The sequence below is a fragment of the Pseudomonas sp. LB1P83 genome (genome assembly GCF_054897885.1).
The window spans coordinates 5,399,467-5,424,552 of record NZ_CM142709.1 but is presented as its reverse complement, the minus strand read 5'-3'; the positions used below and the strand labels follow the sequence as shown (position 1 = coordinate 5,424,552).

Below are 25,086 nucleotides of genomic sequence, written 5' to 3'. Positions count from 1 at the left end.
AGGCCTTGCGTGATTTTTGTCGGACCGGCGGATCGTGCCTGTGACGCTTTCGGTACAGTGCCCGTGACAGTTTGTATCGCTTTTGGCACAGCCTGTGACTGCTCGGTCTTGCCAGCATTGCAATGCGGGCTAGGCTGGAGGATGCTCGGCCTCGTGTGAGGGCATTGTTCTTGTAGCAGCTGCCGAAGGCTGCGTTCGAGGCCGAAGCACTCGCCTCGGTTTGAGCAACAAATCCGAGACTCAGGTTTTACGACTGCTTCGCAGCCGGACGCAGCCTTCGGCAGCTGCTACACGGAAGCGGACCGGACTCTGCGCAGAGAATAATAAGAAATGCACGACAACCATTTGAGTCGCCATGCCCAGCAAGTCTTGACCGTCACCCAAGGCAAGTCCCACCTGCACGGTCCCGGTAGCGATCCGTCCATTGCCCGTTCCTGGCTGCGCTGTCTTGAGGACTATCACCTCGACCCGGCCCTGACGATGGCGCCGACGGTGCTGGAACATGGCCGCGTGCTCGAAAGCCGCGAACGCTTGCAGCAGGTGCTGCACATCGCCGGCAACGAAATGACCAGCCTTCATCAGCAACTTTCCGGCGCCGGCCACGCGGTGCTGCTGACCGACGCCCGCGGGGTGATCCTCAACTGCGTCACCGCCCCCGCCGAACGGAAAATCTTCGAACGCGCAGGCCTGTGGCTTGGTGCCGACTGGAGCGAAGCGTGCGAGGGCACCAATGGCATCGGCACCTGCCTGGTGGAGCGTCAGTCGCTGACCATTCATCAGGATGAGCATTTCCGCGGTCGCCACACGGGCCTGACTTGCTCGGCGAGTCCTGTGTTTGACCCTCACGGCGAACTGCTGGCGGTACTGGACGTGTCCTCGGCGCGTCACGAGGTCTCGCGTCAAAGCCAATTCCACACCATGGCCCTGGTCAATCTTTCGGCGAAGATGATCGAGAGCTGCTATTTCCTGCGCTACTTCGACAATCAATGGTTGCTGCGTTTTCATCTGCAGGCTGAATCCGTCGGGCTGTTCAGCGAAGGGTTGCTGGCGTTCGACGGGGAAGGGCGGATCAGCGCGGTCAATCAGAGTGCGCTGAACCTGCTGGGGCATATTCGCGGCGGATTGTTGGGGAAGCCGGTCGAGGCGTTTTTCGACTGCTCGCTGGATGACCTGCTCGGCCGCGCGAGTGTCAACGCCAGCGCCAGTTGGCCGTTGCGCACCCGTGACGGGCGGAGTCTGTTTGCCGTGTTGCGCGGGCAGCCGCGCAGCATTCCAGTGCCGGTGGCGCCAAGTCCGGTGATTGCCGAACGTCCGCGCTTGTCCGGCATCTGTCTGGGCGACACCGCGTTGCAGGAAGATTTCCGCAAATCCTTGAGAGTCTTCGAACGAGACGTGCCGCTGCTGATCAATGGCGAAACCGGTTCCGGCAAAGAGGCCTTTGCCAAAGCCGTGCATCAGGCCAGCCAGCGGGCCGAAAAAGCCTTCGTCGCCCTGAACTGCGCGGCGATCCCTGAAAGCCTGATCGAGAGCGAACTGTTTGGTTATCGCGGCGGCAGCTTCACCGGCGCGCGCAAGGAAGGCATGCGCGGCAAGCTGCAGCAGGCGGATGGCGGAACCTTGTTCCTCGATGAAATCGGCGACATGCCTTTGGCGTTGCAAACCCGGCTATTAAGGGTGCTGGAAGATCGTCAGGTGGTGCCGATTGGCGGTGAACCGGAGTCGGTCAATGTGCGAATCATCAGCGCCACTCACCGGAATTTACTGGATCGGGTGCAGGACGGCAGCTTCCGGGAGGATTTGTATTACCGGCTCAACGGGCTGGAGATTGCGTTGCCGGCGTTGCGTGAACGCAGTGATAAATCGCAGTTGCTTGATTTCCTGCTGGCCGAAGAGGCGGGCGGTGAAAACGTACTGATCGACGCCCCGGCACGCCAGGCGTTGCTGGGTTTCGCCTGGCCAGGCAACGTGCGGCAGTTGCGCAATGTGCTGCGCACGTTGGCGGCGTTGTGTGACGGCGGGCGGATCGGGCTGGAGGATTTGCCAGCGATGATTCGTCAGGCGCGGCCGGTGCCGGTTGTTGCGGTTGAAGTGTCGTCGGAGCATCCGCTGGAGGATGCCGAGCGGTTGGCGTTGCTCAATGCGCTGGAGCAGACGCGTTGGCATATGACTCATACCGCTGAACACCTCGGTGTAAGCCGTAACACCCTCTACAGAAAACTGCGTAAACACGGGATTGAGCGGTAGGCCCGAGATCCAGCCCTCACCCTAACCCTCTCCCGGAGGGAGAGGGGACTGATCGAGGTGTTCTTGGAGTACATCGACCTGAAATAACGAGCCGAGCTCAGGTTAGGAAAAGCACGGAGATCGGCTCCCTTTCCCCCTCTCCCCCGTGGGGAGAGGGCTGGGGTGAGGGGTGGATCTCAAGCCATCACCTAAAGAGTGCGGTTTTCCCCTCCCTACGCTAACCTGCGGCCATGTTTTACGAGGTCGACTATGCACATTCATATTCTTGGTATCTGCGGCACTTTCATGGGTTCGATGGCGGTTCTGGCCAAAGAGCTGGGCCATCACGTGACGGGCTCCGATGCCAACGTCTATCCGCCGATGAGCACTCAGCTTGAAGCGCAGGGCATTGAGTTGACCCAAGGCTACGATCCCGCCCAACTCGATCCGGCGCCGGATCTGGTGGTGGTCGGCAACGCCATGTCTCGCGGCAACCCCGCCGTCGAATACGTGCTGAACAAAGGCCTGCCTTACGTCTCCGGTCCGCAATGGCTGGCGGATCACGTGCTGCAAGGTCGCTGGGTCCTGGCCGTCGCCGGCACCCATGGCAAAACCACCACCAGCAGCATGCTCGCCTGGGTCCTGGAGCACGCGGGCATGAGCCCGGGCTTCCTGATCGGTGGCGTGCCGCAAAACTTCTCGGTGTCGGCGCGCCTGGGCGGTACGCCGTTCTTCGTCATCGAGGCCGACGAGTACGACAGCGCATTCTTCGACAAGCGCTCCAAGTTCGTTCACTACCGCCCACGCACGGCCATCCTGAACAACCTGGAATACGATCACGCCGACATCTTCCCCGATCTGCCCGCCATCGAGCGTCAGTTCCACCACTTGGTGCGGACCATCCCGAGCGAAGGCCTGGTGATCCATCCGACCACCGAGCCGGCATTGCAGCGTGTGATCGAAATGGGTTGCTGGACCCCGGTGCAAACCACCGGTGCCGGCGGTCAGTGGCAGGTCAAACTGCTCAGCGAAGACGGTTCGAAGTTCGAAGTGATGTTCGAAGGCGTTGCCCAAGGCGTCGTCGATTGGGACATGACCGGCCAGCACAACGTGGCTAACGCCCTGGCGACATTGGCGGCGGCTCGCCATGTTGGCGTAGTACCTGCCATGGGCATCGCCGCGTTGAGCGCGTTCAAAAGCGTGAAACGCCGGATGGAGAAAGTCGCCGAAGTGCGCGGCATCACCATCTACGACGATTTCGCTCACCACCCGACGGCGATTGCGACGACCCTCGACGGCCTGCGCAAACGCATCGGCGATGCGCCGTTGATTGCGATCATCGAGCCGCGTTCCAACTCCATGAAGCTCGGTGCTCACCGCGACGGCTTGCCGGAAAGCGTGGTCGATGCCGATCAGGTGATCTGGTACGCCCCCGCCAACCTCGGCTGGGACCTGGGCGCGACCGCAGCGTTGTGCACCGTGCCGTCGATTGTCAGCGATTCGCTGGAAGGCATCATCGAGCGCGTGAAGAGCCAGGCCCAGCCCGGCACTCACGTGGTGATCATGAGCAACGGCGGCTTCGGCGGCCTGCACGGCAAACTCGCCGAGGCGCTGCAATGAACAACGGCCCGGAACGCATCACCCTCGCGATGACTGGCGCTTCGGGCGCCCAGTACGGTCTACGCCTGCTCGACTGTTTGATACGCGAAGACCGCGAGGTGCACTTTCTGATCTCCAAGGCTGCGCAACTGGTGATGGCCACCGAGACGGACGTCACGCTGCCGGCCAAACCGCAGACGATGCAGGCCTTCCTCACGGAATACACCGGCGCGGCCGCCGGGCAGATCAAGGTGTACGGCAAGGAAGACTGGATGTCGCCGGTGGCCTCGGGCTCCGGTGCGCCGGCGGCGATGGTGGTAGTGCCTTGCTCCACCGGGACCTTGTCGGCGATCGCGACCGGTGCCTGCAACAACCTGATCGAGCGTGCTGCCGATGTGACATTGAAAGAGCGTCGCCAGCTGATTCTGGTGCCGCGCGAGGCGCCGTATTCGAGCATTCACCTAGAGCACATGCTCAAGTTGTCGAACATGGGTGTGACGATTTTGCCGGCGTCGCCGGGCTTCTATCATCAGCCGCAGACCATCGATGACTTGATCGACTTTGTGGTGGCGCGGATTCTCAACCTGTTGAACATTCCGCAAGACATGCTGCCGCGCTGGGGCGAACATCATTTGAGCAGCGATGAATAAGCTGCTGATTGTTCTGCTGGTGCTGCAACTGACGGGCTGCGCCACGGCGCGCACGCTGGACGCGGCCAAACCGGGGGCGCCAGTGGTGTACTCGGGGACGCGTCTGGATTTGTATGCCTTGAATGGTGGGTGCTGCGCGATGGACCGGTTTGGCGCCGAAGCGCCGAGCTACCCCGGCGTCGACCTGCCGGCTAGCGCGTTGCTCGACACGCTGTTATTGCCGTTGTCGGTGCTGACGGTGATCGGGGTGAGTTTTCAGGCGACGGGCGGGTTGTAGCGTTCTGCAATGAGTCGGTGTCGCGCCCTTCGCGGGCAAGCCTCGCTCCTACAGGTTCTCCGTTGCCTGTGTAGGAGCGAGGCTTGCCCGCGAAGGCACCCTCTCAGGCTTCACAGGTTATTTGCCTAACTTACGCAACTCATCCGACTCGACAACCCGCACCCCATCCTGTTCTTCCAGCGCCAGCCTCCACATCGCGCGGGCCAGTTGGCAGGCTTCGATGCCGTGGTACTTGCCCGGAATCAATCGCGACAACGGACCGGCGACTTTCTCGCCCAGTCGCGGCTTTACGCGATCGCCCAATAACAGCGAAGGTCGGCAAATGGTCAGTTGCGGCCAGTCCTGCGCACGCAATGCATACTCCATTTCGCCTTTGACCCGGTTGTAGAAAACCGAGGATCTTCGATCCGCCCCCAAGGCACTGATCACGATCAAATGCCGTGCACCCATCTCCCGCGCACGTTTGGCGAACGCCACCACCATGTCCAGGTCGACCGCGCGAAAGGCTTGTTCGGAACCGGCCTGCTTGATCGTGGTGCCGAGGCAGCAATAGGCGATGTCGACGCGACCGTTCAGTTGCGGCAGAAACACGGCCGGATCGCCGACCGGGTTTTCCAGATGCGGATGCTCGGCCAGTGGCCGGCGTGAGGGGGCTAATACCCTTGAAATCGTTGGCTCATTGAGCAAGCGATCAAGCAGATGTTCACCGGTTAACCCGGTAGCTCCGGCAAGCAATACATGCTGAGGCGTCAAGTACATAGTGTTTCTCCCTTGATACTGTTCAGCTTAGTTGCTCTTTGCATCCTTGCTGCTGACAGAGACACTTTGTAGTGCTTTTCGTGCCTGCTGTTTGCGTAAAAGTTGCCAGTGAGAGAGGACGGTTTTCGGTGCCCAGATCTGCGGTTCAGAGGCTTCGAAGCCGTCGGCCAGTTCGCGCTCGGCCACAGTGGCCTTGGCCAGCTTGAAGGCCTGTTCCAGGTCATCGGTCTGGTTCAGTGCCTGGGCGAACAGCGCGTCCCCGAAGTAGGTGAAGTTGGCTTCCTCCGAGCAACCGAAGGACACGCGATCGGCGCGAGAGGCGGTCATGATCAGCGTGCGTTCGTCCTTGAGGGCAGGGATGAAACCACCGGAATAGCAGGATGAAATCACAACGATCTTGTCGCGATTTTTCAGGGGGGCGAGCACGGCGGCGAGTTCGTCGGCCGGCAGGTCGGCCAACTCCATGCGCGGCTGGTCGAGCACCAGTTCATGTTCGCTGCTGCCGTGGCTGGTCAGGTAGATGAAGATCAAGTCTTCCGGGCCACTGCGTTCGGCCAGGGTCATCGCGGCGCGGCGCAGGTTTTCCCGCGTGGCCATCGGCCGGTCGACCAGGTGATCGCGATGGTTCACCAGGCGAATCTGGCCGAAGGCGCCAAAGCGGCTGCTGAGCATGTTGCTGACGTAATCGGATTCACGCAGGAATACGCTCTGCTTGCCGTCACCGCCCAGGGTCAAGGTGTACAGCTCCACCACCGGGGTCGAGGCCGGCACACTGGACAGGGCGTCATCGAGTAACCGGCCCTGGGCCAGTAACCCGAGTTCGAGGGTGTCGGGCAGCAACTTGCCATCGGCATCGCGAACACGCTGGCCATTGATCCACGTACCGCTTTGCACCGTGCCGTCGGTGAGCACCAGGGTGCCTCGCCCCGAGTAGCTGTCGCCATCGAATTGGCCGATGTAGAAGCTGCCGTCCGGCAGGTTCAACCGCCCTTGGCCGGTGAAGCGCCAGTCGCTGAACTGGCCGATGTAATGGCTGCCGTCGGCGCCGATCAACTCGCCCTTGCCGTTCAGCGAGCCTTCCTTGAATTGCCCCAGCCAGACATCGCCGTCGGCGTTCTCGTAGCGGCCCTTGCCGTGCAGTTGATTGTTCTTGAAGCCACCGACATAGATGTCGCCGTCGGCGCTGTTGAAAGTCCCGTTGCCTTCCAACTGTCCGTCTTTGAAGTGCCCGGTGAACTGATTGCCACTGCCATCGCCGCGCTGGCCTTCGCCATTGGGTTTGCCGTGGGCGAACTTGCCCTGGTAGGAGCTGCCGTCGTCGAGTTCGAGACGACCGAGCCCTGAATATTGATCGGCCTTGAATTCACCGCGATAGGTCATCGCGTTTTCTTTGAGCGTGCCTTCACCGTCGCGGCGGCCGAGCTTGAATCCGCCGGTGTAGCTGCTGCCGGGGGTGGTCAGCGTGCCTTGGCCGTCGAACAAGCCTTGATTGAATTGTCCGCGATAGACCTCGCCGTTGCTGCCATGCCATTCGCCCTTGCCATGCCATTGGCCCTTGTCGAACTCGCCGGCGTACCAGCTGCCGTTCGGGTAGTCGATGCGGCCCTGGCCTTGCAGCAAGCCGTTGACCAGATCACCGCGATAGCGCCCGCCGTCCGGCAAGCGGGCATCGGGGGGCAGCAGCGATTCGCCATCGCCGCAAGCGGTGAGCAACAGGGTCAAGGCGAGGAGTGCAAGTGAGCGCATAGCGGGATCCGGGCAATTATGCGACGGAGTATGCCGCAGCTATGTGTCGCATTTATAGAGACACGGCAGAGACACGGCGCGAAACAGCGTGAGCTGTTTCGCAATCAGGCATGTGTCAGACGAAACAGAGGGACAGCGGCTCGGCGATATACGCCGGTTTGTCCGACCCTTCGATTTCAAGCGTGGCGGTGGCTTTGAGCAGCCATTGGCCGGGTTTCTTCTCGATGACTTCGTTCATGTCGACCTTGAGCCGAACCCTGGAGTTGACCTTCACTGGCTGGATGAAACGCACGCTGTCCAGGCCATAGTTGACCACCATCTTCGCCCCTTGAGGGAGGATCAGGATGTCTTCCATCAGTTTCGGGATCAGCGACAGCGACAGGAATCCGTGTGCAATGGTGCTGCCAAATGGCGTTTGCGCGGCTTTGACCGGGTCGACGTGAATAAACTGATAATCGCCTGTGGCTTCTGCGAACAGGTTGATGCGGTCCTGGTCGATGGTGAGCCATTCGGAACGTCCGAGTTCCTTGCCGACATAATCTTTGAGCTCTGCAACGGGAACATAGGGCATTGAGACTCTCCTTGGGTTTCATCGGATTTATAGTTTTTCGAGTGGGGGGATTTGACCTCCCTGTGAACCACTTTAGATCAACATGGCAAATTGCTCCGGTCAACTGACCATGCTTTTGGCGAATGCCGATCCATAGCGATGACGTGCTTATAATGCCCGGCCACTTTTTGGTGGGGAGCGCGTGCGGGAGATGCTGATGTTGTTACGTGGCCTGACCTGGCTGGTGCTGTTCCAATTGCTGGGCACAGCCATCAACCATTTGTTTTTACCGGTGCTGCCCGGGCCGATTGTCGGCCTGCTGCTGTTGCTGGTGTACATGATTTCACGCGGACAAGTCGGCGAGCCGTTGAGCCTGGCCGCCAGCAGCCTGCTGCGATACTTGCCCCTGCTACTGGTGCCGCCGGCCGTGGGCGTCATGGTTTACGCCAAGGACATTGCCGCGGATTTCTGGGCCATCGTCGGCGCGCTGGTGTTGTCGCTGGTGCTGTCCATGGCGTTTGCCGGGGTGCTGATGCAGCGCATGGTCAAGCGGCATACCCATCGCGGAGACAGCCAATGATCCTCGATTGGCACGGCGCGCTGGACTCGGTGATTCATCATCCGTTGTTTGGTATCGGCATTACGCTGGGCGCTTATCAGTTGGTGCTGGCGGCCTTCGAGAAAACCCGCTGGATCTTTCTGCAGCCGGTGCTGGTCTCCATGCTGCTGGTGATCGGCGTGCTGGTGGCTTGCGGGATCAACTTTGCCGAGTACCGCAAGAGCACCGAGATCCTCAGCATCTTGCTCGGGCCTGCGACCGTTGCACTGGCCGTGCCGCTCTATCTCAATCTGCGACGAATCCGGCAGTTGTTCTGGCCGATATTTACTACGCTGGTGATAGGCGGCGTGGTTGCCACGGGCATGGGCGTGTTGCTGGGCTGGTGGTTTGGCGCCGAACACATGATCCTGATGACCATGGCGCCGAAGTCGGTGACGTCACCGATTGCCATGTTGGTGGCCGAGCAGATTGGTGGTGTTGCGGCGCTGGCGGCAGTGTTCGTGTTGATCACCGGCGTGATCGGTGCGATCTTCGGCCCGAGTCTGTTGACCCGGCTGGGGGTGCACAGCCCTGAAGCCCGAGGCATGGCGCTGGGCATGACCGCCCATGCGGTTGGCACTTCGGTGGCCTTGCAGGAAAGTGAAGAGTGCGGCGCCTTCGCGGCGCTGGCGATGAGTCTGATGGGCGTGGCCACGGCGGTATTCCTGCCGTTGGCGGTGTCGATGGTGGTGTAAGGAAATGTCTATGAGCTTGCCGCTTTTCCCGCTGAACACAGTGCTGTTTCCTGGCTGCATCCTCGACTTGCAGATCTTCGAGGCGCGCTACCTGGACATGATCAGCCGCTGCATGAAACAGGGCGGCGGCTTCGGCGTGGTGTGCATTCTCGACGGCGAAGAAGTGGGCATCGCGCCGGCGGGCTATGCACTGGTGGGCTGCGAAGCGTTGATCACCGATTTCAAGCAGCAAGACAACGGCCTGCTGGGCATTCGCGTGCAGGGCGGGCGGCGTTTTCATGTACTGCGCACCGAGGTGCAGCGCGATCAATTGACCGTCGCTGACGTCGAGTGGCTGGAAGACGAGCCCGAGCAACCGCTGCAGGACGAGGACGCGGACCTGGTCGCACTGCTCAAGGCCCTGGCCGAACACCCGATGGTCGAAGCGTTGAACATGGGCACCGAAGCGACCGGGCAACAATCCTTGGCCAATCAGCTGGCCTACCTGCTGCCGTTTGCTGAGCTGGACAAGATCGACCTGCTGCAACTCGATGATCCCCAGCAGCGACTGGATGCGATTCAGGCGCTGCTGGATGAATTGCAGGGTGAGTTGTTTTCTTAGTTGCATCTTGTCGTAACTTGGTGAATGCAAGATCATTGCGTTGAAGTTCTGACTACATTAAATTAAGTCTTGTTCACATGATGTGGATATTTAAATTAACTAAAGGAATGTTTGCGTGACTATTTATTCTTATGATCATGAACTTTGGGACGCTGTTGCTGTTGGGTATATGCTCAAAAACTATTCCAGTGGTAGCACCCGCGAGGTAACCGCTGAACACGCAGGCAAGTTAGCCGATGCATTAGTGCTGGAGAAGCGCAAGCGTGAGCGTGCTTGATCTCGCTCTGTCTTGAGATGATCAAGTAGTGACAAAAGCCCTCGACTATTAAGGTCGGGGGCTTTTTTATTTATGATCGGGTGATGTCTTAGTTGTATCGAGTGATATCGAAAAGTTCGGTGTCAGTATGCATACCGCAACATTGCATGGGGCAAATGCCGCAAAGTAAAGAAGCTGAACAGTGCCACCAGCGCCGGCAGCACCAGCCACCAGACTTTGGGTGGCATGGCGTTGAGCGGTGTCTGGCGCTGACTCAAGCCCAGGCTCGCCGCACACACGCACGCAGCCAGCATGGCGCCGGCCAGCACATCGGTTGGCCAGTGCGCGCCCAGGTAGACGCGCGACAAGGCAATCGACAGCGCCGGCAGGCAACCCACCAGCAACCAGGTCAGGCGCATCCGCGGCGGTTGTCCACGACCGGCCAGCACGGCGAGGGTCAGGAATAGCGCGAAAGAGCCTGAGGCATGGCCGCTGGGCATGCTGTAGGTCACCAGCGGATCGCTTAACACTTCCGGGCGCACACGGGCGAAAAACTGTTTGGTGAAGGTGTTGCCGAGCGCGGTGATGAGCAGGGTGCTGCCGGCGAAAATCGCCTGTCGCCATTGCCGGGTCAGCAACAGTAAAGCTGTCAGCAGGGCGCTGAACACCAGCATGTTGCGGAACTCACCGATCAGCGTGAAGGTGACGGCCACTTCATCGAGCATCGGGCTGCGGTGTTCCTGCACCAGGGTCATCACGCCCTGATCGAGCGCGGTCAGGTGCGGGTAACCGATAAACAGCCCTGCCAGAATCAGCAGGCCGAGGCCGGATATATACGCGGTGGCGTGGCGATGACGGCGCAGGCTGCTGGTCACGCTCAAGCCGATCATTACCGCAATGCTGCCGGCGACGATCCCCGCTTCAGGCCAGAACCCGTCGGGCAATGGCAGACGAATCGCTGCACCCGTGGCCCAACCGGGTAGCAAGTACGCGATGCTCCAGCCCGCGGCGGCCAGCAAGCTGACAGCGGCGAACCGCGGGAACGGCATGTCGAACATCCCGGCGACCATTGGCAGCATCGGGCGAAGTGGGCCGATAAAGCGTCCGACCAGCAGGCTGGCGATGCCGTAGCGCTGGAAATACGCCTCGGCGCCGGCGATCCATTCCGGATGATGGCGCAACCCCGGCAGGCGCCGGATGTTCTGGTGGAAATGTCGGCCGATGAAGTACGAAACGATATCGCCCAGCACCCCGGCGACGAACCCCAGCAAAAGCGTTTCGCTCAATGACAGCGCGCCGCTGCCGGCCAGTACCGCCACGGCGAACAGCAACACCGTGCCGGGCACGATCAACCCGGCAATTGCCAGGCATTCCACAAATGCCACTATGAACACCGCCGCGGCCAGCCATTGCGGGTTAGCCGCGAGCCAACCCGTCACGCTATCGAGCCATGGGCCCATAAAAACAACTCCCTCTGATGTTCAATTGGCCCCGAAAGGGGCGCACGCAACCTTCCAGACGCCACAAGTCCCCTGTAGGAGCGAGCCTGCTCGCGATAGCGGACTGACATTCGAAACCGATGTCGCCTGATACTCCGCTATCGCGAGCAGGCTCGCTCCCACAGGGATTGTTCCATCTTCAAGTCAGCAAAAAATAATCGCGACCTTCGACCTGCCCCCGTCGCAGCGGGTTCCGTGTGCAATACGGCGCGTAAGCCGCATCGACGAAGCGATACATCAAATGCTCATCACGTCCGTGGGGAATCCCCAAACGCGTGGTTTGAATGATATGAGCAGGCGCCGGGCCGACGTCTTCGACCAGCAACACCTCATGGTCAAAACGCTTGGCATCCCAGACCGGCACCTTCAAACCCAGCGACTTGCAGAGCAACGTCTGCCCGGCGCAGAGTTTTTGCGAAGGGCGAGGGCGGCCTTGTGCGTCGGGATTGTTCAACAACATCTGCGCCAGGCTCGCCGACCCGCTCAACTCATCGACCCATGGATAGGCGGATTTGATCAGCACTGCGTTGCCCGGCCCCTGGGCGCTGAAGTTCAGGGAATCACCGCCGCGGGCGTAATACATATAGATATGCCCGCCATCCAGAAACAAAGCCTTACGCTTTTCTGTGTAGCCGAGGGACGCATGGCTGCCTTTTTCTTCGCAGTAATAGGCCTCAGTCTCAATAATCCGGGCGCTGAGCCACAGATCGCCGACCCGATGACGGATGACTTTGCCGAGTAAATCCCGGGCCAGGGTTTGGGCGTCTCGGTCGAAAAACGCGTCCGGGAGCCCCGTGGGCAGGCTTGCTGCGGACGCTCGAACAGTCAGGTTGGACATGATGAACGGTGTTAATCAAGGCTGATTGAGTCGTGATGATAACAATTTGCAGCTTAATCCCGGCTGAACGTCGGCAAATTGCCCTCCATTTCGACCATCCGCCCGTCACCGCTGTTAGTCCCGGGACGCGACAGCTATAATCTGCCGCTTTACTCTTTACCAAGACCTTAGCAAAGACCACCACAGACAATGACTGAGTCCGTTCTTGACTACATGACCCGCCTGGGTCGCGCCGCCCGCGCGGCTTCTCGCGTCATTGGCCGTGCCAGCACCGCGCAGAAAAACCGCGCGTTGCAGGCTGCTGCCAATGCGCTGGACGCTGCACGCGCCGAGCTGACGGCTGCCAATGAACTGGATTTGGCCACAGGTCGCGCCAACGGTCTTGAGCCAGCATTGCTTGAACGTCTGGCGCTGACCCCGGAACGCATCGACGGCATGATCGTCGGTTTGCGTCAGGTGGCGGCATTACCGGACCCGGTCGGCGCGATCCGCGACATGAGCTTCCGGCCATCGGGCATTCAGGTCGGCAAGATGCGTGTGCCCTTGGGCGTGATCGGGATCATCTACGAATCCCGGCCGAACGTGACCATCGATGCAGCGAGCCTGTGCCTGAAGTCCGGCAACGCGACGATCCTGCGTGGCGGTTCAGAGGCAATTAATTCCAATCGCGCCATCGCCGCCTGCATCCAGCGCGGGCTAGCCGAAGCCGAGCTGCCGGCCGCCGTGGTGCAGGTGGTCGAAACCACCGATCGTGCGGCCGTTGGCGCGTTGATCACCATGCCGGAATACGTCGACGTCATCGTGCCTCGTGGTGGCCGTGGCCTGATCGAACGGGTCAGTCGCGATGCCCGCGTGCCGGTGATCAAGCACCTGGACGGCATTTGCCACGTCTACGTCAGCGCCCACGCTGATCTGCCGAAAGCCCAGCGTATCGCCTTCAATGCCAAGACTTACCGTTATGGCATCTGCGGCGCCATGGAAACGCTGTTGGTGGATCAAACCGTGGCCAAAGATTTCCTGCCGTCGATGGCTGCACAGTTCCGCGAAAAAGGCGTCGAGCTGCGCGGTTGCGAACGCACCCGGTCGATCATCGAGGCTGTCGCGGCCACCGAAGAAGACTGGGGCACCGAATACCTTGCGCCGATTCTCTCGATCCGCGTCGTCGACGGGCTGGACCACGCCATCGAACACATCAATCGGTACGGCTCGCATCACACCGACTCGATCGTCAGCGAAAACCTTGCCGACACACGGCGTTTTGTGGCGGAAGTCGATTCATCGTCGGTGATGATCAACACGCCGACCTGCTTCGCCGATGGCTTCGAATACGGATTGGGTGCCGAGATTGGCATTTCTACTGATAAGCTGCACGCCCGCGGCCCGGTCGGCCTCGAAGGGCTGACCTGCGAGAAGTACATCGTGGTCGGTGATGGCCAGTTGCGCGGCCAGGCGTCGGTCTGACTTGGGCGACCTCAAACCGTCAGCCCCGCAAACCGCCAGCGAGCCTGCGCCTCGACGCATTGGCGTGCTGGGCGGGACGTTCGACCCGGTGCACATCGGCCATTTGCGCGGTGCGCTGGAAGTCGCCGAATCGTTGGCGCTCGATGAGTTACGCCTGACACCCAGTGCCAGGCCGCCACATCGCGGTACGCCGCAGGTGTCGGCAAAGGACCGTCTGGCGATGGTCGAGTGCGCGGTGGCCGGTGTGGCGCCGTTGGTGGTTGACGCCCGCGAATTGCAGCGGGACAAACCGTCCTACACCATCGACACCCTGGAACTGATGCGAGCCGAATTGGCCGCCTCCGACCAGGTTTTTCTACTTTTGGGCTGGGACGCATTTTGCGGCCTGCCCACTTGGCACCGCTGGGAAGAGTTGCTCCAGCATTGCCACATCCTGGTGCTGCAACGCCCGGATGCCGACAGCGAACCGCCGGATGCCTTGCGCAATCTGTTGGCGGCACGCTCGGTGAGCGACCCGCTGGCCCTCAAAGGGCCGAGCGGACAGATTGCATTCGTCTGGCAGACGCCGCTCGCGGTATCCGCCACCCAGATCCGTCAACTGCTGGCCAGCGGTAAGTCGGTACGTTTCCTGGTGCCCGACGCGGTCCTGGCCTACATCGATGCGCACGGACTCTACCGTGCGTCGAACTGAAAAAGGGAGCGCTTCAAAACACGTGAACGCGTGTGCCGAAGCGCCCGAACATACGAGCAAAACGAGTTTTATATGACGAACAAAGACGTAACTAAAGTAAAGCGCAAAGGCACGTTCAAGAGCGCCCCGCTGCCTGAGCCGGTTCTCACCACCGAGCCCCTGAAGGGTGATGAGCTGGTCAAGGTTGCCGTAGCCGCCCTGGAAGACGTCAAGGGCCAGGACATCCAGGTCATCGACGTTCGTGAAAAGCAGAGCATCACTGACTACATGATCATCGCTACCGGTACTTCGAACCGTCAGATCGGCGCGATGCTGGACAAGGTTCGCGAGGCCGTCAAAGCCCTGGGCGTCAAGCCGTTGGGTGAAGAAGGCAAGGGCGACAGCGACTGGGTACTGCTGGACATGGATGATGTCATCGTTCACATGATGACTGCCTCGGCTCGTCAGTTTTACGACCTCGAGCGTCTGTGGTCCGGTGCGGAACAGAGCCGTGCTCTGAACGCGGCTCACCACAGCCCGGAAAACACCCATGAGCATTTCATCAAGCTCAACAAAGACCAGCAATAAGGGACCGCTGTGCGACTGCGACTGATCGCCGTCGGTTCACGCATGCCCAAGTGGGTGGAAGAAGGCTGGCATGAATATGCCAAGCGTCTTCCGTCCGAGCTGGCGCTGGAACTGGTGGAAATACCGCTCAACACCCGTGGCAAGAACGCCGACGTGGCGCGCTTCATCCGTCAGGAAGGCGAAGCCATGCTGGCGAAGGTCGGGCCGAATGAGCGTGTTGTGACCCTCGAAGTCCACGGCAAACCCTGGAGCACCGAGCAGTTGGCGGTCGAGCTCGATCGCTGGCGGCTGGACTCGCGCACGGTGAATTTCATGGTCGGCGGCCCCGAGGGGCTGGCGCCGGAAGTGTGTGCGCGGGCCGATCAGCGCTGGTCGTTGTCGCCGTTGACGTTGCCGCACCCGCTGGTGCGGATTCTGATCGGCGAACAGCTGTACCGTGCCTGGACAGTCTTGTCCGGCCACCCTTACCACAAGTAGTTCTGCCCTCATGCCCCAGCCGATCCGCATCAAGGACCACGAAAAAGACGCCCGTCTGGTGCGTGGCCGCGTCGTGTTCGGGGCAATTGCGGTGGTGCTTCTGATCTGTGTGCTGATCGCGCGGCTGTATTTCCTCCAGGTGATTCAGTACGAGTACCACTCGACCCTGTCGGAAAACAACCGCGTCCATGTGCAGCCGATTCCGCCAACGCGCGGGCTGATCTTCGACCGCAATGGTGTAGTGGTGGCCGATAACCGGCCCAGCTTCAGCCTGAGCATGACCCGCGAACGGTCTGGCGACTGGCAGCAAGTGCTCGACGTGATCGTCGAAGTGCTGGGGCTGACGCCCGAAGATCGGGTGATCTTCGAGAAGCGCATGCGTCAGGGGCGCCGGCCTTTCGAGCCGGTGCCGATCCTGTTCGAGCTGACTGAAGAGCAGATCGCCCGGATTGCGGTGAATCAGTTCCGTCTGCCGGGGGTGGAAGTGGTCGCGCAGTTGGTGCGTCACTACCCGCAGGGCCCGCACTTTGCGCACTCGGTGGGCTACATGGGGCGGATCAACGAGAAAGAGCTGAAGTCCCTCGACCCGGTCAATTACAGCGGCACCCACCACATCGGCAAAACCGGCATCGAGCGTTTCTACGAGCCCGAGCTGCACGGCCAGGTGGGTTACGAAGAAGTCGAGACCAACGCTCGGGGCCGCGTATTGCGCGTGCTCAAGCGTACCGATCCGATTCCCGGCAAGGACATCGTCCTGAGCCTGGACATCAAATTGCAGGAAGCTGCCGAAGCGGCACTCGGCGGTCGTCGTGGTGCGGTGGTGGCGCTGGACCCGAAAACCGGCGAAGTGCTGGCGATGGTCAGTGCGCCGAGTTTCGATCCGAACCTGTTCGTCACCGGCATCAGCTTCAAGGCCTATTCCGAGCTGCGCGACTCCATTGACCGTCCTCTGTTCAACCGCGTGCTGCGAGGTCTGTACCCGCCGGGCTCGACCATCAAGCCGGCGGTGGCGATTGCCGGCCTGGATGCTGGCGTCGTGACCGCGTCGAGTCGGGTGTATGACCCCGGCTATTACCAGTTGCCCAACTACGATCACAAATACCGTAACTGGAACCGTACCGGTGACGGCTACGTCGATCTGGACACGGCGATCATGCGGTCCAACGACACCTACTTCTACGACCTGGCCCACAAGCTGGGAATCGATCGCTTGTCGGCGTATATGACCAAGTTCGGCATCGGCCAGAAGGTCTCGCTGGACATGTTCGAAGAGTCGCCGGGGCTGATGCCGACACGGGAATGGAAGCGTGCAACCCGACGTCAGGCCTGGTACCCGGGCGAAACACTGATTCTGGGGATCGGCCAGGGCTACATGCAGTCCACGCCGCTGCAACTGGCCCAGGCCACGGCGCTGGTGGCCAACAAAGGCATCTGGAACCGTCCGCACCTGGCCAAAACCGTCGAAGGCGAGCGGCCCAAGGATGAAAACCCGATGCCGGACATCGTCCTGCGTGACCCGTCCGATTGGACCAGGGTCAACCACGGCATGCAGCAGGTGATGCACGGTGCTCGGGGTACGGCGCGCAAAGCGGCGATCGGTGCGCAATACCGCATCGCCGGGAAAAGTGGTACGGCCCAGGTGGTTGCGATCAAGCAGGGCGAGAAGTACGACCGCTCCAAGGTTCAGGAACGCCATCGCGACCACGCCTTGTTCGTCGGCTTCGCACCGGCCGACGACCCGAAAATCGTAGTGTCGGTGATGGTCGAGAACGGTGAGTCCGGTTCCGGCGTCGCCGCGCCCGTGGTGCGTCAAATCATGGACGCCTGGCTTCTGGATCAGGACGGTCGGTTGAAGGCCGAATACGCCAGCCCTATCAGTGCGGAGGCTACGGCCCGTGAAGAGTAATTTCGATCGGATCCTCTCCAGTGAGGATGTGATGCGTCGCCGTGCGACGCTGTTGCAACGCCTGCACATCGACGGCCCGTTGTTGATTCTGCTGCTGACCCTCGCGGCCGGTAGCCTGTTCGTGCTGTATTCGGCCAGTGGCAAGAGCTGGGACCTGCTGGCCAAGCAAGCCACTTCGTTCGGCATCGGCCTGGTGTCGATGATCGTCATCGCCCAGTTTGAGCCGCGTTTCATGGCCCGCTGGGTGCCAGTCGGTTATGTGGTCGGCGTGCTGTTGCTGGTGGTGGTGGACGTCATGGGCCACAACGCCATGGGCGCCACGCGCTGGATCAACATTCCGGGCGTGATCCGCTTCCAGCCTTCGGAATTCATGAAGATCCTGATGCCGGCGACCATCGCCTGGTACTTGTCCAAACGCACCTTGCCGCCGCAGCTCAAGCATGTGGGCGTCAGTCTGTTCCTGATCGGTTTACCGTTCATTCTGATCGTGCGCCAGCCGGACCTCGGCACTTCGTTGCTGATCCTCGCTGGCGGCGCATTCGTGTTGTTCATGGGGGGCCTGCGCTGGCGCTGGATCCTCAGCGTGCTCGCCGCGGCGGTGCCGGTGGCAGTCGCCATGTGGTACTTCGTCATGCACGATTACCAGAAGCAGCGAATCCTGACGTTCCTCGACCCTGAGAGCGATCCGCTCGGCACCGGCTGGAACATCATTCAGTCCAAAGCCGCGATCGGTTCCGGCGGCGTGTTCGGCAAAGGCTGGCTGCTCGGCACCCAGTCGCACCTGGACTTCCTGCCGGAAAGCCACACCGACTTCATTATTGCGGTGATGGGCGAAGAATTCGGCCTGGTCGGCATCTGCGCGCTGCTGCTGATTTACCTGCTGTTGATCGGCCGCGGGCTGGTGATTACCGCCCAGGCCCAGACATTGTTCGGCAAATTGCTCGCGGGCGCCCTGACCATGACGTTTTTTGTTTACGTTTTCGTCAACATCGGTATGGTCAGTGGCCTGTTGCCGGTCGTGGGGGTGCCGTTGCCGTTCATTAGCTACGGAGGAACTTCGCTGGTAACGCTGCTGTCAGCGTTTGGGGTTTTGATGTCGATCCATACCCATCGTAAGTGGATCGCACAGGTTTGAATAAGGTGAAGATGTCAATGCAAGTAATGCGTGGCTGGGCGACTCGATACGCGCCGTGGGTCGGCCTGGTAAGCATCCTTGGCACAGCGCAGGACGCGTTGGCCGGCGATTACGAAGGCTCACCCCAGGTGGCCGAATTCGTCGGTGAAATGACCCGCGACTACGGTTTTGCCGGTGAACAGCTGATGGGCGTGTTCCGCGAAGCCGAGCGTAAGCAGTCGATTCTGGACGCGATCTCGAAACCCGCCGAACGGGTCAAGCAGTGGAACGAATATCGCCCGATGTTCATCACCGACGCGCGCATCGCCCGTGGTGTGGACTTCTGGCGTCAGCACGAAGCTGTTCTGGCTCGAGCGGAGCAGGAATACGGCGTGCCGGCGCAGGTGATCGTCTCGATCATCGGCGTTGAGACCTTTTTTGGACGTAATACCGGTAATTTCCGGGTGATCGACGCCTTGTCGACCCTGGGTTTCGACTATCCTCCCCGTGCCGAATTCTTCCGCAAGGAATTGCGTGAGTTCCTGTTGCTGGCCCGTGAGGAGCAGGTCGATCCGCTGACCCTCAAAGGCTCTTACGCCGGAGCCATGGGTTTGCCGCAGTTCATGCCGAGCAGTTTTCGCGCCTATGCGGTGGACTTCGACGGTGACGGCCACATTAATATCTGGACCAATCCGGACGATGCCATTGGCAGCGTCGCCAGTTATTTCAAGCGTCACGGCTGGGTCGCCGGCGAACCGGTAGTCAGCCGCGCCGATGTGCGTGGCGCGCAGGTGGACGAAGGTTTGACGACGGGCATCGAGCCGACTAAAACGGTCGGGGAGTTGCGAGCCTTGGGCTGGTCGAGTCATGATGCGCTGCGCGATGACATGCCGGTCACGGCGTTCCGCCTGGTAGGTGACAATGGCCCCGAATACTGGATGGGCCTGAAGAATTTTTACGCAATCACGCGTTATAACCGCAGCGTGATGTACGCCATGGCGGTACATCAACTGTCTGAACAGCTGGTCCAAGCACGGGGCGTCAAGTAATGCGGGCATTGCCTATGAATAAACCCCTGAAGCTGATGGCTTTCGCCGCGTTGGCGGTGCTGGTCGCCAGTTGTTCGACCAGCCGCGCGCCGGCTCAGAAGTCCTCATCCACCGCCGTGCGCTCGACGCCGGGGCTGGACATCAACCGCGCTCACAAAGATGGCGCGCCGTGGTGGGATGTCGACGTATCGCGTATCCCGGATGCCACGCCGACCCTGCACTCCGGTCCTTATAAAGCCAACCCGTACACCGTGCTGGGCAAGACTTACTTCCCGTTGCAGGAATCCAAGACCTATGTCGCCTCGGGCACGGCGTCCTGGTACGGCACCAAATTCCACGGTCAGAACACCGCCAATGGCGAGGTGTATGACCTGTACGGCATGAGTGCCGCGCACAAGACTTTGCCGCTGCCAAGTTACGTTCGGGTGACCAACCTGGACAACAACAAAAGCGTGATCCTGCGGGTCAACGATCGCGGGCCGTTCTACTCGGACCGCATCATCGACTTGTCCTACGCTGCTGCGAAAAAACTCGGTTATGCCGAAACCGGCACCGCGCGGGTCAAGGTTGAAGGCATCGATCCGCAACAGTGGTGGGCACAAAAGGGCCGTCCGGCGCCTTTGATGCTCAACGAGCCGCAAGTAGCGCAAAATGCCGCGCCGACGATTACCGCTTCGGCCGGCACCGTCGAGCAATGGACGCCACCGCCGCAGCAACACGCTGCGGCCGTAGTGCCAGTGCAGATGGATGCAAAAAAAAACGCTTCTGTACCAGCCTCTGGCCAGTATCTGCAGGTGGGCGCGTTCGCCAACCCGGACGCTGCAGAACTCCTGAGATCGAAGCTCAGCGGGATGGTGAGCGCTCCGGTGTTCATCAGCTCGATCGTGCGCAATCAACAGACCCTGCACCGGGTGCGCCTGGGGCCGATCGGTTCGCCGGGTGAAATCCAGCAAGTGCAGAACAGCGTGCGCCTGGCCAATCTCGGTTCGCCGAGCCTGGTCACCGCCGAGTAATACGTAGTACTTGATTGACGGTTCACTTGCGGTTTGGGGGGTGAACCGGGTTGTTGGCTCGTTGAAGAACAAAAGCCCGGCAAGGGTTGCAGAGTGAGCAACTGAACACGCGACAACTTTTTAGAGAGTTGTCTGATTAGTTTTGCCCTAGGGCAGTTTCCATTAGCGATTTCGAGAGACGGATGAACATCACCACCTTTGCCAAACGCCTGTGCCTTCTAGTCCCGCTGCTCCTCTCGCCTGCGGCTTTCGCGGTCGAGATGATGCCGTCGCCGCCACAACTGGCCGCCAAAGCCTATGTGCTCATGGATGCCAGCAGCGGCAACGTGCTGGTCGAGAACAACGGTGACCAGCGTCTGCCGCCGGCCAGCCTGACCAAGCTGATGACCGCGTATATCGCGACCCTGGAAATCCGTCGTGGCCAGATCGGTGAAAACGATCCGGTGACCGTCAGTGAAAACGCCTGGCGCACCGGCGGCTCGCGGATGTTCATCAAGGTCGGCTCGCAAGTCACTGTCAGCGACCTGCTGCACGGCATCATCATTCAGTCGGGTAACGACGCCAGTGTTGCGCTCTCCGAGCACATCGCCGGCAGCGAAGACGCGTTCGCCGACATGATGAACAAAACCGTGGCCGACCTGGGCATGACCAACAGCCACTTCATGAACCCGACCGGTCTGCCGAACCCTGAGCACTACTCGTCGGCTCACGACATGGCCGTGCTGGCTCGCGCGATCATCCACGAAGACCCGGCTCACTACGCGATCTACTCGCAGAAAGAGTTCTTCTGGAACGGCATCAAGCAACCTAACCGCAACCTGCTGCTGTGGCGTGACAAGACCGTCGACGGTCTGAAAACCGGTCACACCGACGAAGCCGGCTACTGCATGGTGTCTTCGGCCGTACGTGATGGCATGCGCCTGATCGCGGTGGTGTTCGGCACCAACAGCGAAGTGGCTCGTGCTTCCGAAACCCAGAAGCTGCTGACCTACGGTTTCCGCTTCTTCGAAACCCAGACCTTCTATCAGAAAGGCGCCGAGCTGGCTCAGGCCCCTGTCTGGAAAGGCAGCACCAATCAAGTCAAGGCCGGCCTGGCTGAAGACCTGACCATGACCCTGCCAAAAGGCCAGCTGAAAAAGCTCGCCGCCAGCATGACCATGAACCCGCAACTGGTTGCGCCAATCGCCAAGGGCGACGTGATCGGTAAAGTCGAAGTGAAACTGGACGACAAGGTGGTGCACAGCGCCGACCTGATCGCCCTGGACGCTGTCGAGGAGGGTGGTATCTTCCGCCGCATGTGGGATAGCATCCGTCTATTCTTCTACGGCTTGTTCAACTGAATTAGTGTGGACTTGCATGGCCTCGTTCCAATCCGGAGCGGGGCCATGTCTGTTGCCACGGCTTACGAGGCCGTTACGCCATGACAGATACCGAAGTAAAGGCGCCAAAGATCGAATTCCCTTGCGCGGATTACCCCATCAAGGTGATCGGCGATACCGGCGTGGGTTTCAAGGACAAGATCATTGCAATCCTTGAGAAACACGCGACCGTTGACCACGAGACCCTGGCCGAGCGCCAGAGCACCAACGGCAAGTACACCACCATCCAGTTGCACATCATCGCCACCGGTCAAGAACAGCTGTACGACATCAACAGCGAGTTGCGGGCTACCGGTTTCGTGCACATGGTGCTGTGATGCCGGGCACGCTGGGCTTTCGCGAGCTTGGCCAGATGGCTTACGAGCCGGTCTGGCATGCCATGCAACGCTTCACCAACGAACGTGGCAGCGATGCCGCGGACGAAATCTGGCTGGTCGAACACCCGCCGGTGTTCACTCAAGGCCAGGCTGGCAAGGCCGAGCACTTGCTGCTTCCGGGGGATATCCCGGTGGTGCAGGTCGATCGCGGTGGTCAGGTGACTTACCACGGTCCCGGCCAATTGGTGGCCTATCTGTTGCTCGACGTGCGCAAGCTCGGGTTCGGTGTGCGTGACCTGGTCACCCGCATGGAACACTGTCTGATCGAACTGTTGGCCAGCTACGGCGTGACCGCAGCGGCCAAGCCTGATGCGCCAGGTGTCTACGTCAACGGGGCGAAAATCGCGTCCCTGGGTCTGCGGATCCGCCACGGTTGCTCCTTTCATGGCCTTGCCCTGAACGTGGACATGAACCTGGAACCGTTTCGACGGATTAATCCCTGCGGCTACGCCGGGCTGGCGATGACCCAGCTGAGCGATCACGCAGGATCGATTGAATTTGCCGAGGTAAGTGCCCGGCTGCGCGCGCAGCTCGTCAAACACCTCGACTATGCTGAGCAGACGACCCTAACGGGCGGAATCGACTGATATGACTACTGATGCAGTGCAAACCATGATCCCGACGCTCGATGTAACCGAGCGTCCGGCCCCGCGTGCCAAGGTTGAAGCCGGCGTCAAGCTGCGCGGCGCCGAGAAGGTTGCACGCATCCCGGTAAAGATCATTCCGACGACCGAACTGCCCAAGAAACCTGACTGGATCCGCGTGCGTATCCCGGTTTCGCCGGAAGTCGACCGCATCAAGGCCCTGCTGCGCAAACACAAGCTGCACAGCGTCTGCGAAGAAGCGTCCTGCCCGAACCTCGGCGAGTGTTTCTCCGGCGGCACCGCGACCTTCATGATCATGGGCGACATCTGCACCCGTCGCTGCCCGTTCTGCGACGTGGGCCACGGTCGTCCGAAGCCACTGGACGTCAACGAGCCGCAAAGCCTGGCCATCGCCATCGCCGACCTGAAACTCAAGTACGTAGTGATCACCTCGGTAGACCGCGACGACCTGCGTGACGGCGGTGCCCAGCACTTTGCCGACTGCATCCGCGAGATCCGCAAGCTGTCGCCGAACGTTCAGCTCGAAACCCTGGTCCCGGATTACCGTGGCCGCATGGACGTCGCGCTGGAAATCACCGCCGCCGAGCCGCCGGATGTGTTCAACCACAACCTGGAAACCGTGCCGCGCCTGTACAAGGCCGCGCGTCCGGGTTCGGATTACCAGTGGTCGCTGACCCTGCTGCAACGCTTCAAGCAGATGATGCCGCACATTCCGACCAAGTCCGGCCTGATGCTAGGCTTGGGCGAAACCGACGAAGAAGTCATCGAAGTCATGAAGCGCATGCGCGAACACGACATCGACATGCTGACCCTGGGCCAGTACCTGCAACCGTCCCGCAGCCACTTGCCGGTCCAGCGTTTCGTGCACCCTGACGTGTTCGCCTGGTTCGCCGAGGAAGGTTACAAGATGGGCTTCAAAAACGTCGCTTCCGGCCCGCTGGTACGTTCCTCGTACCACGCCGACGAGCAGGCGAAGCTGGTTAAAGCTGAATTGATGTCGTCTCTGTAACAAAGCGCCCGCAAGGTTCTTCAGCCTTGCGGGCGTTTTTGTTGGCCGTTCCTACGGCCGCTACAGTCTTTTCCTGCAACCTGCGGGGCGATTGATCCTCTTCTGTTTGTCCCCGTTCCTGACTACTGTGTGCTGAAGCTTTTCGCGCAGGGAGATTCATGGATGACCGTTCGACCGACTCACACTCTTTTTCCCCACTCACCCGTTCCGGCCTTGCCCTCGGAAGGGCTGATCGGTGTCATTGCGCCCGCCGGTCCTGCCGGGCTGGACACCGATAAAGCCGTGGCGTGGATGCGCGCTCGCGGTTATGCGCTGCGAGTGTTTCCCGGGGTGTACGAACAGGATGGCTACCTGGCCGGTAGCGACGACATGCGACTCAATGACTTGCACGCGGCGTTCGCCGACACCGAAGTCGACGCGATCATTTGTCTGCGCGGCGGTTACGGTACGCCGCGTTTGCTCGATCGCATCGATTTCGAATTGCTGCAAAACAACGCCAAGCCGTTCATCGGCTACAGCGACATCACGGCGCTGCACGTGGCGATCAGTCGTTATGCCGGTTTTGTGACCTTTCACGGTCCGTTGCTCAATGCCGATCTGCTGGGCGAGAAGCAAAAACCGACCGAGTCTTCGTTTTTCAACATGCTCAGGGGGCAGGTGAAGGCGGGCAGTGTGATTTCGCACCCGGTGGCTTACCCGTTGACCACGATCGAGCCAGGCATCGCTCACGGGCGTTTGCTGGGGGGCAATCTGTCGATGATTGCCGCGACCATGGGCACGCCTTACGAAATAGACGCCGAGGGCGTGATTCTGCTGATCGAGGATATCAACGAGCCGTTGTATCGCATTGATCGGTTGCTGACTCATCTGCGTCTGGCCGGCACGCTGGGCAAGCTGCGAGGGGTCCTGGTGGGGGATGTGGCCGGGGTTGATGCGTCGGGGCTGGAGCGTTTGCTCAAGCAGACATTCGAGCCGTTACGGATACCGGTGCTGGCCGGGTGGCGCAGTGGGCATTGCGATCCGAACCTGACATTGCCGATGGGGGCATTGGTTCGGTTGGATGCGGGGAAGAAGGAGTTGATGTTGGAGCAGGATGTAGTGGTCAAACGGTAGTCATTCGTCGCCTGATAGTCAGTCTTCGCGGGCA

General features: G+C 60.6%; 26 protein-coding genes. 21 read left to right on the top strand and 5 right to left on the bottom strand.

Features of this window, described 5'->3' with window-relative positions; all coding sequences use genetic code 11:
• The first annotated feature begins 330 nt into the window (after positions 1–330).
• From ACYZTY_RS24845 to ACYZTY_RS24830, 4 genes are all read left to right on the top strand, one after another.
• Positions 331–2,244, top strand: a complete 1,914-nt coding sequence (locus tag ACYZTY_RS24845; protein ID WP_461955871.1) for a sigma-54-dependent Fis family transcriptional regulator — start codon at positions 331–333, stop codon at positions 2,242–2,244.
• Between the two features lie 249 nt (positions 2,245–2,493).
• Positions 2,494–3,843: a UDP-N-acetylmuramate:L-alanyl-gamma-D-glutamyl-meso-diaminopimelate ligase gene (gene mpl, locus ACYZTY_RS24840; protein ID WP_109635158.1), complete on the top strand. Its 1,350-nt coding sequence runs from the start codon at positions 2,494–2,496 to the stop codon at positions 3,841–3,843.
• Complete coding sequence (gene ubiX / locus ACYZTY_RS24835) at positions 3,840–4,472, top strand: flavin prenyltransferase UbiX (RefSeq protein ID WP_010467349.1); 633 nt, start codon at positions 3,840–3,842, stop codon at positions 4,470–4,472. The genes mpl and ubiX overlap by 4 nt, the downstream gene beginning before the upstream one ends.
• Positions 4,465–4,749: a YceK/YidQ family lipoprotein gene (locus ACYZTY_RS24830; RefSeq protein WP_461955870.1), complete on the top strand. Its 285-nt coding sequence runs from the start codon at positions 4,465–4,467 to the stop codon at positions 4,747–4,749. Before ubiX ends, ACYZTY_RS24830 begins: the two co-directional genes overlap by 8 nt.
• A 117-nt stretch (positions 4,750–4,866) precedes the next feature.
• Here ACYZTY_RS24830 and ACYZTY_RS24825 read toward each other — a convergent pair whose 3' ends face one another.
• The 3 genes from ACYZTY_RS24825 to ACYZTY_RS24815 all read right to left on the bottom strand — a co-directional run bounded on the left by ACYZTY_RS24825 (position 4,867) and on the right by ACYZTY_RS24815 (position 7,825).
• Positions 4,867–5,508 (bottom strand): oxidoreductase, encoded by a 642-nt coding sequence (locus ACYZTY_RS24825; RefSeq protein WP_131063027.1) that lies wholly within the window; start codon positions 5,506–5,508, stop codon positions 4,867–4,869.
• A 27-nt stretch (positions 5,509–5,535) separates the two neighbouring features.
• Complete coding sequence (locus ACYZTY_RS24820) at positions 5,536–7,254, bottom strand: C13 family peptidase (RefSeq protein WP_461955869.1); 1,719 nt, start codon at positions 7,252–7,254, stop codon at positions 5,536–5,538.
• Between the two features lie 115 nt (positions 7,255–7,369).
• Entirely contained in the window at positions 7,370–7,825 is a 456-nt protein-coding gene (locus ACYZTY_RS24815; protein WP_461955868.1) for a MaoC family dehydratase, read from the bottom strand.
• A gap of 196 nt (positions 7,826–8,021) precedes the next feature.
• Here ACYZTY_RS24815 and ACYZTY_RS24810 point away from each other — a divergent pair, with 196 nt between their 5' ends.
• From ACYZTY_RS24810 to ACYZTY_RS24795, 4 genes are all read left to right on the top strand, one after another.
• A complete protein-coding gene (locus ACYZTY_RS24810) occupies positions 8,022–8,384 on the top strand; it encodes a CidA/LrgA family protein (protein WP_461955867.1) in 363 nt (120 codons plus the stop codon).
• Positions 8,381–9,097, top strand: coding sequence for an LrgB family protein (locus tag ACYZTY_RS24805; RefSeq protein WP_461955866.1), 717 nt, complete (start codon positions 8,381–8,383; stop codon positions 9,095–9,097). The genes ACYZTY_RS24810 and ACYZTY_RS24805 overlap by 4 nt, the downstream gene beginning before the upstream one ends.
• A 10-nt stretch (positions 9,098–9,107) precedes the next feature.
• Positions 9,108–9,698: an LON peptidase substrate-binding domain-containing protein gene (locus ACYZTY_RS24800; protein ID WP_461955865.1), complete on the top strand. Its 591-nt coding sequence runs from the start codon at positions 9,108–9,110 to the stop codon at positions 9,696–9,698.
• A 115-nt stretch (positions 9,699–9,813) separates the two neighbouring features.
• Positions 9,814–9,975 carry a hypothetical protein gene (locus tag ACYZTY_RS24795; RefSeq protein WP_461955864.1) on the top strand — a complete coding sequence of 54 codons (162 nt, stop codon included), beginning with the start codon at positions 9,814–9,816 and terminating at the stop codon, positions 9,973–9,975.
• A gap of 122 nt (positions 9,976–10,097) precedes the next feature.
• Here ACYZTY_RS24795 and ACYZTY_RS24790 read toward each other — a convergent pair whose 3' ends face one another.
• Both ACYZTY_RS24790 and ACYZTY_RS24785 read right to left on the bottom strand, forming a co-directional pair.
• On the bottom strand, positions 10,098–11,414 hold the full coding sequence (locus ACYZTY_RS24790; protein WP_461955863.1) for a bifunctional DedA family/phosphatase PAP2 family protein: 1,317 nt from the start codon (positions 11,412–11,414) through the stop codon (positions 10,098–10,100).
• Between the two features lie 178 nt (positions 11,415–11,592).
• Complete coding sequence (locus tag ACYZTY_RS24785; protein WP_461955862.1) at positions 11,593–12,291, bottom strand: DNA-3-methyladenine glycosylase; 699 nt, start codon at positions 12,289–12,291, stop codon at positions 11,593–11,595.
• Between the two features lie 189 nt (positions 12,292–12,480).
• Between ACYZTY_RS24785 and ACYZTY_RS24780 the strand changes: the two genes are divergently transcribed.
• The 13 genes from ACYZTY_RS24780 (at position 12,481) to ACYZTY_RS24720 (ending at position 25,052) form a co-directional block, all read left to right on the top strand.
• On the top strand, positions 12,481–13,752 hold the full coding sequence (locus tag ACYZTY_RS24780; RefSeq protein WP_461955861.1) for a glutamate-5-semialdehyde dehydrogenase: 1,272 nt from the start codon (positions 12,481–12,483) through the stop codon (positions 13,750–13,752).
• Between the two features lies 1 nt (position 13,753).
• Positions 13,754–14,443 (top strand): nicotinate-nucleotide adenylyltransferase, encoded by a 690-nt coding sequence (gene nadD, locus ACYZTY_RS24775; RefSeq protein WP_177346260.1) that lies wholly within the window; start codon positions 13,754–13,756, stop codon positions 14,441–14,443.
• Positions 14,444–14,515: 72 nt separating this feature from the next.
• Positions 14,516–15,010 (top strand): ribosome silencing factor, encoded by a 495-nt coding sequence (rsfS, locus tag ACYZTY_RS24770; protein WP_131063098.1) that lies wholly within the window; start codon positions 14,516–14,518, stop codon positions 15,008–15,010.
• Positions 15,011–15,019: 9 nt separating this feature from the next.
• A complete protein-coding gene (gene rlmH, locus ACYZTY_RS24765) occupies positions 15,020–15,487 on the top strand; it encodes a 23S rRNA (pseudouridine(1915)-N(3))-methyltransferase RlmH (protein ID WP_007937439.1) in 468 nt (155 codons plus the stop codon).
• Between the two features lie 10 nt (positions 15,488–15,497).
• Positions 15,498–17,393 carry a penicillin-binding protein 2 gene (mrdA, locus tag ACYZTY_RS24760; protein ID WP_461955860.1) on the top strand — a complete coding sequence of 632 codons (1,896 nt, stop codon included), beginning with the start codon at positions 15,498–15,500 and terminating at the stop codon, positions 17,391–17,393.
• A 31-nt stretch (positions 17,394–17,424) separates the two neighbouring features.
• Positions 17,425–18,528 carry a rod shape-determining protein RodA gene (gene rodA, locus ACYZTY_RS24755; RefSeq protein WP_461959398.1) on the top strand — a complete coding sequence of 368 codons (1,104 nt, stop codon included), beginning with the start codon at positions 17,425–17,427 and terminating at the stop codon, positions 18,526–18,528.
• A gap of 17 nt (positions 18,529–18,545) precedes the next feature.
• Complete coding sequence (gene mltB, locus ACYZTY_RS24750) at positions 18,546–19,556, top strand: lytic murein transglycosylase B (protein WP_461955859.1); 1,011 nt, start codon at positions 18,546–18,548, stop codon at positions 19,554–19,556.
• Positions 19,556–20,569 carry a septal ring lytic transglycosylase RlpA family protein gene (locus tag ACYZTY_RS24745; protein WP_461955858.1) on the top strand — a complete coding sequence of 338 codons (1,014 nt, stop codon included), beginning with the start codon at positions 19,556–19,558 and terminating at the stop codon, positions 20,567–20,569. Before mltB ends, ACYZTY_RS24745 begins: the two co-directional genes overlap by 1 nt.
• Before the next feature lie 182 nt (positions 20,570–20,751).
• Positions 20,752–21,909 carry a D-alanyl-D-alanine carboxypeptidase family protein gene (locus ACYZTY_RS24740; RefSeq protein ID WP_131063094.1) on the top strand — a complete coding sequence of 386 codons (1,158 nt, stop codon included), beginning with the start codon at positions 20,752–20,754 and terminating at the stop codon, positions 21,907–21,909.
• Positions 21,910–21,989: 80 nt separating this feature from the next.
• On the top strand, positions 21,990–22,265 hold the full coding sequence (locus ACYZTY_RS24735) for a DUF493 domain-containing protein (RefSeq protein WP_064679955.1): 276 nt from the start codon (positions 21,990–21,992) through the stop codon (positions 22,263–22,265).
• On the top strand, positions 22,265–22,912 hold the full coding sequence (gene lipB / locus ACYZTY_RS24730; RefSeq protein WP_461955857.1) for a lipoyl(octanoyl) transferase LipB: 648 nt from the start codon (positions 22,265–22,267) through the stop codon (positions 22,910–22,912). The genes ACYZTY_RS24735 and lipB overlap by 1 nt, the downstream gene beginning before the upstream one ends.
• Before the next feature lies 1 nt (position 22,913).
• A complete protein-coding gene (gene lipA / locus ACYZTY_RS24725; RefSeq protein WP_446739911.1) occupies positions 22,914–23,939 on the top strand; it encodes a lipoyl synthase in 1,026 nt (341 codons plus the stop codon).
• A gap of 162 nt (positions 23,940–24,101) precedes the next feature.
• Positions 24,102–25,052 carry a S66 peptidase family protein gene (locus ACYZTY_RS24720; RefSeq protein WP_461955856.1) on the top strand — a complete coding sequence of 317 codons (951 nt, stop codon included), beginning with the start codon at positions 24,102–24,104 and terminating at the stop codon, positions 25,050–25,052.
• The last annotated feature ends 34 nt before the right edge of the window (positions 25,053–25,086 follow it).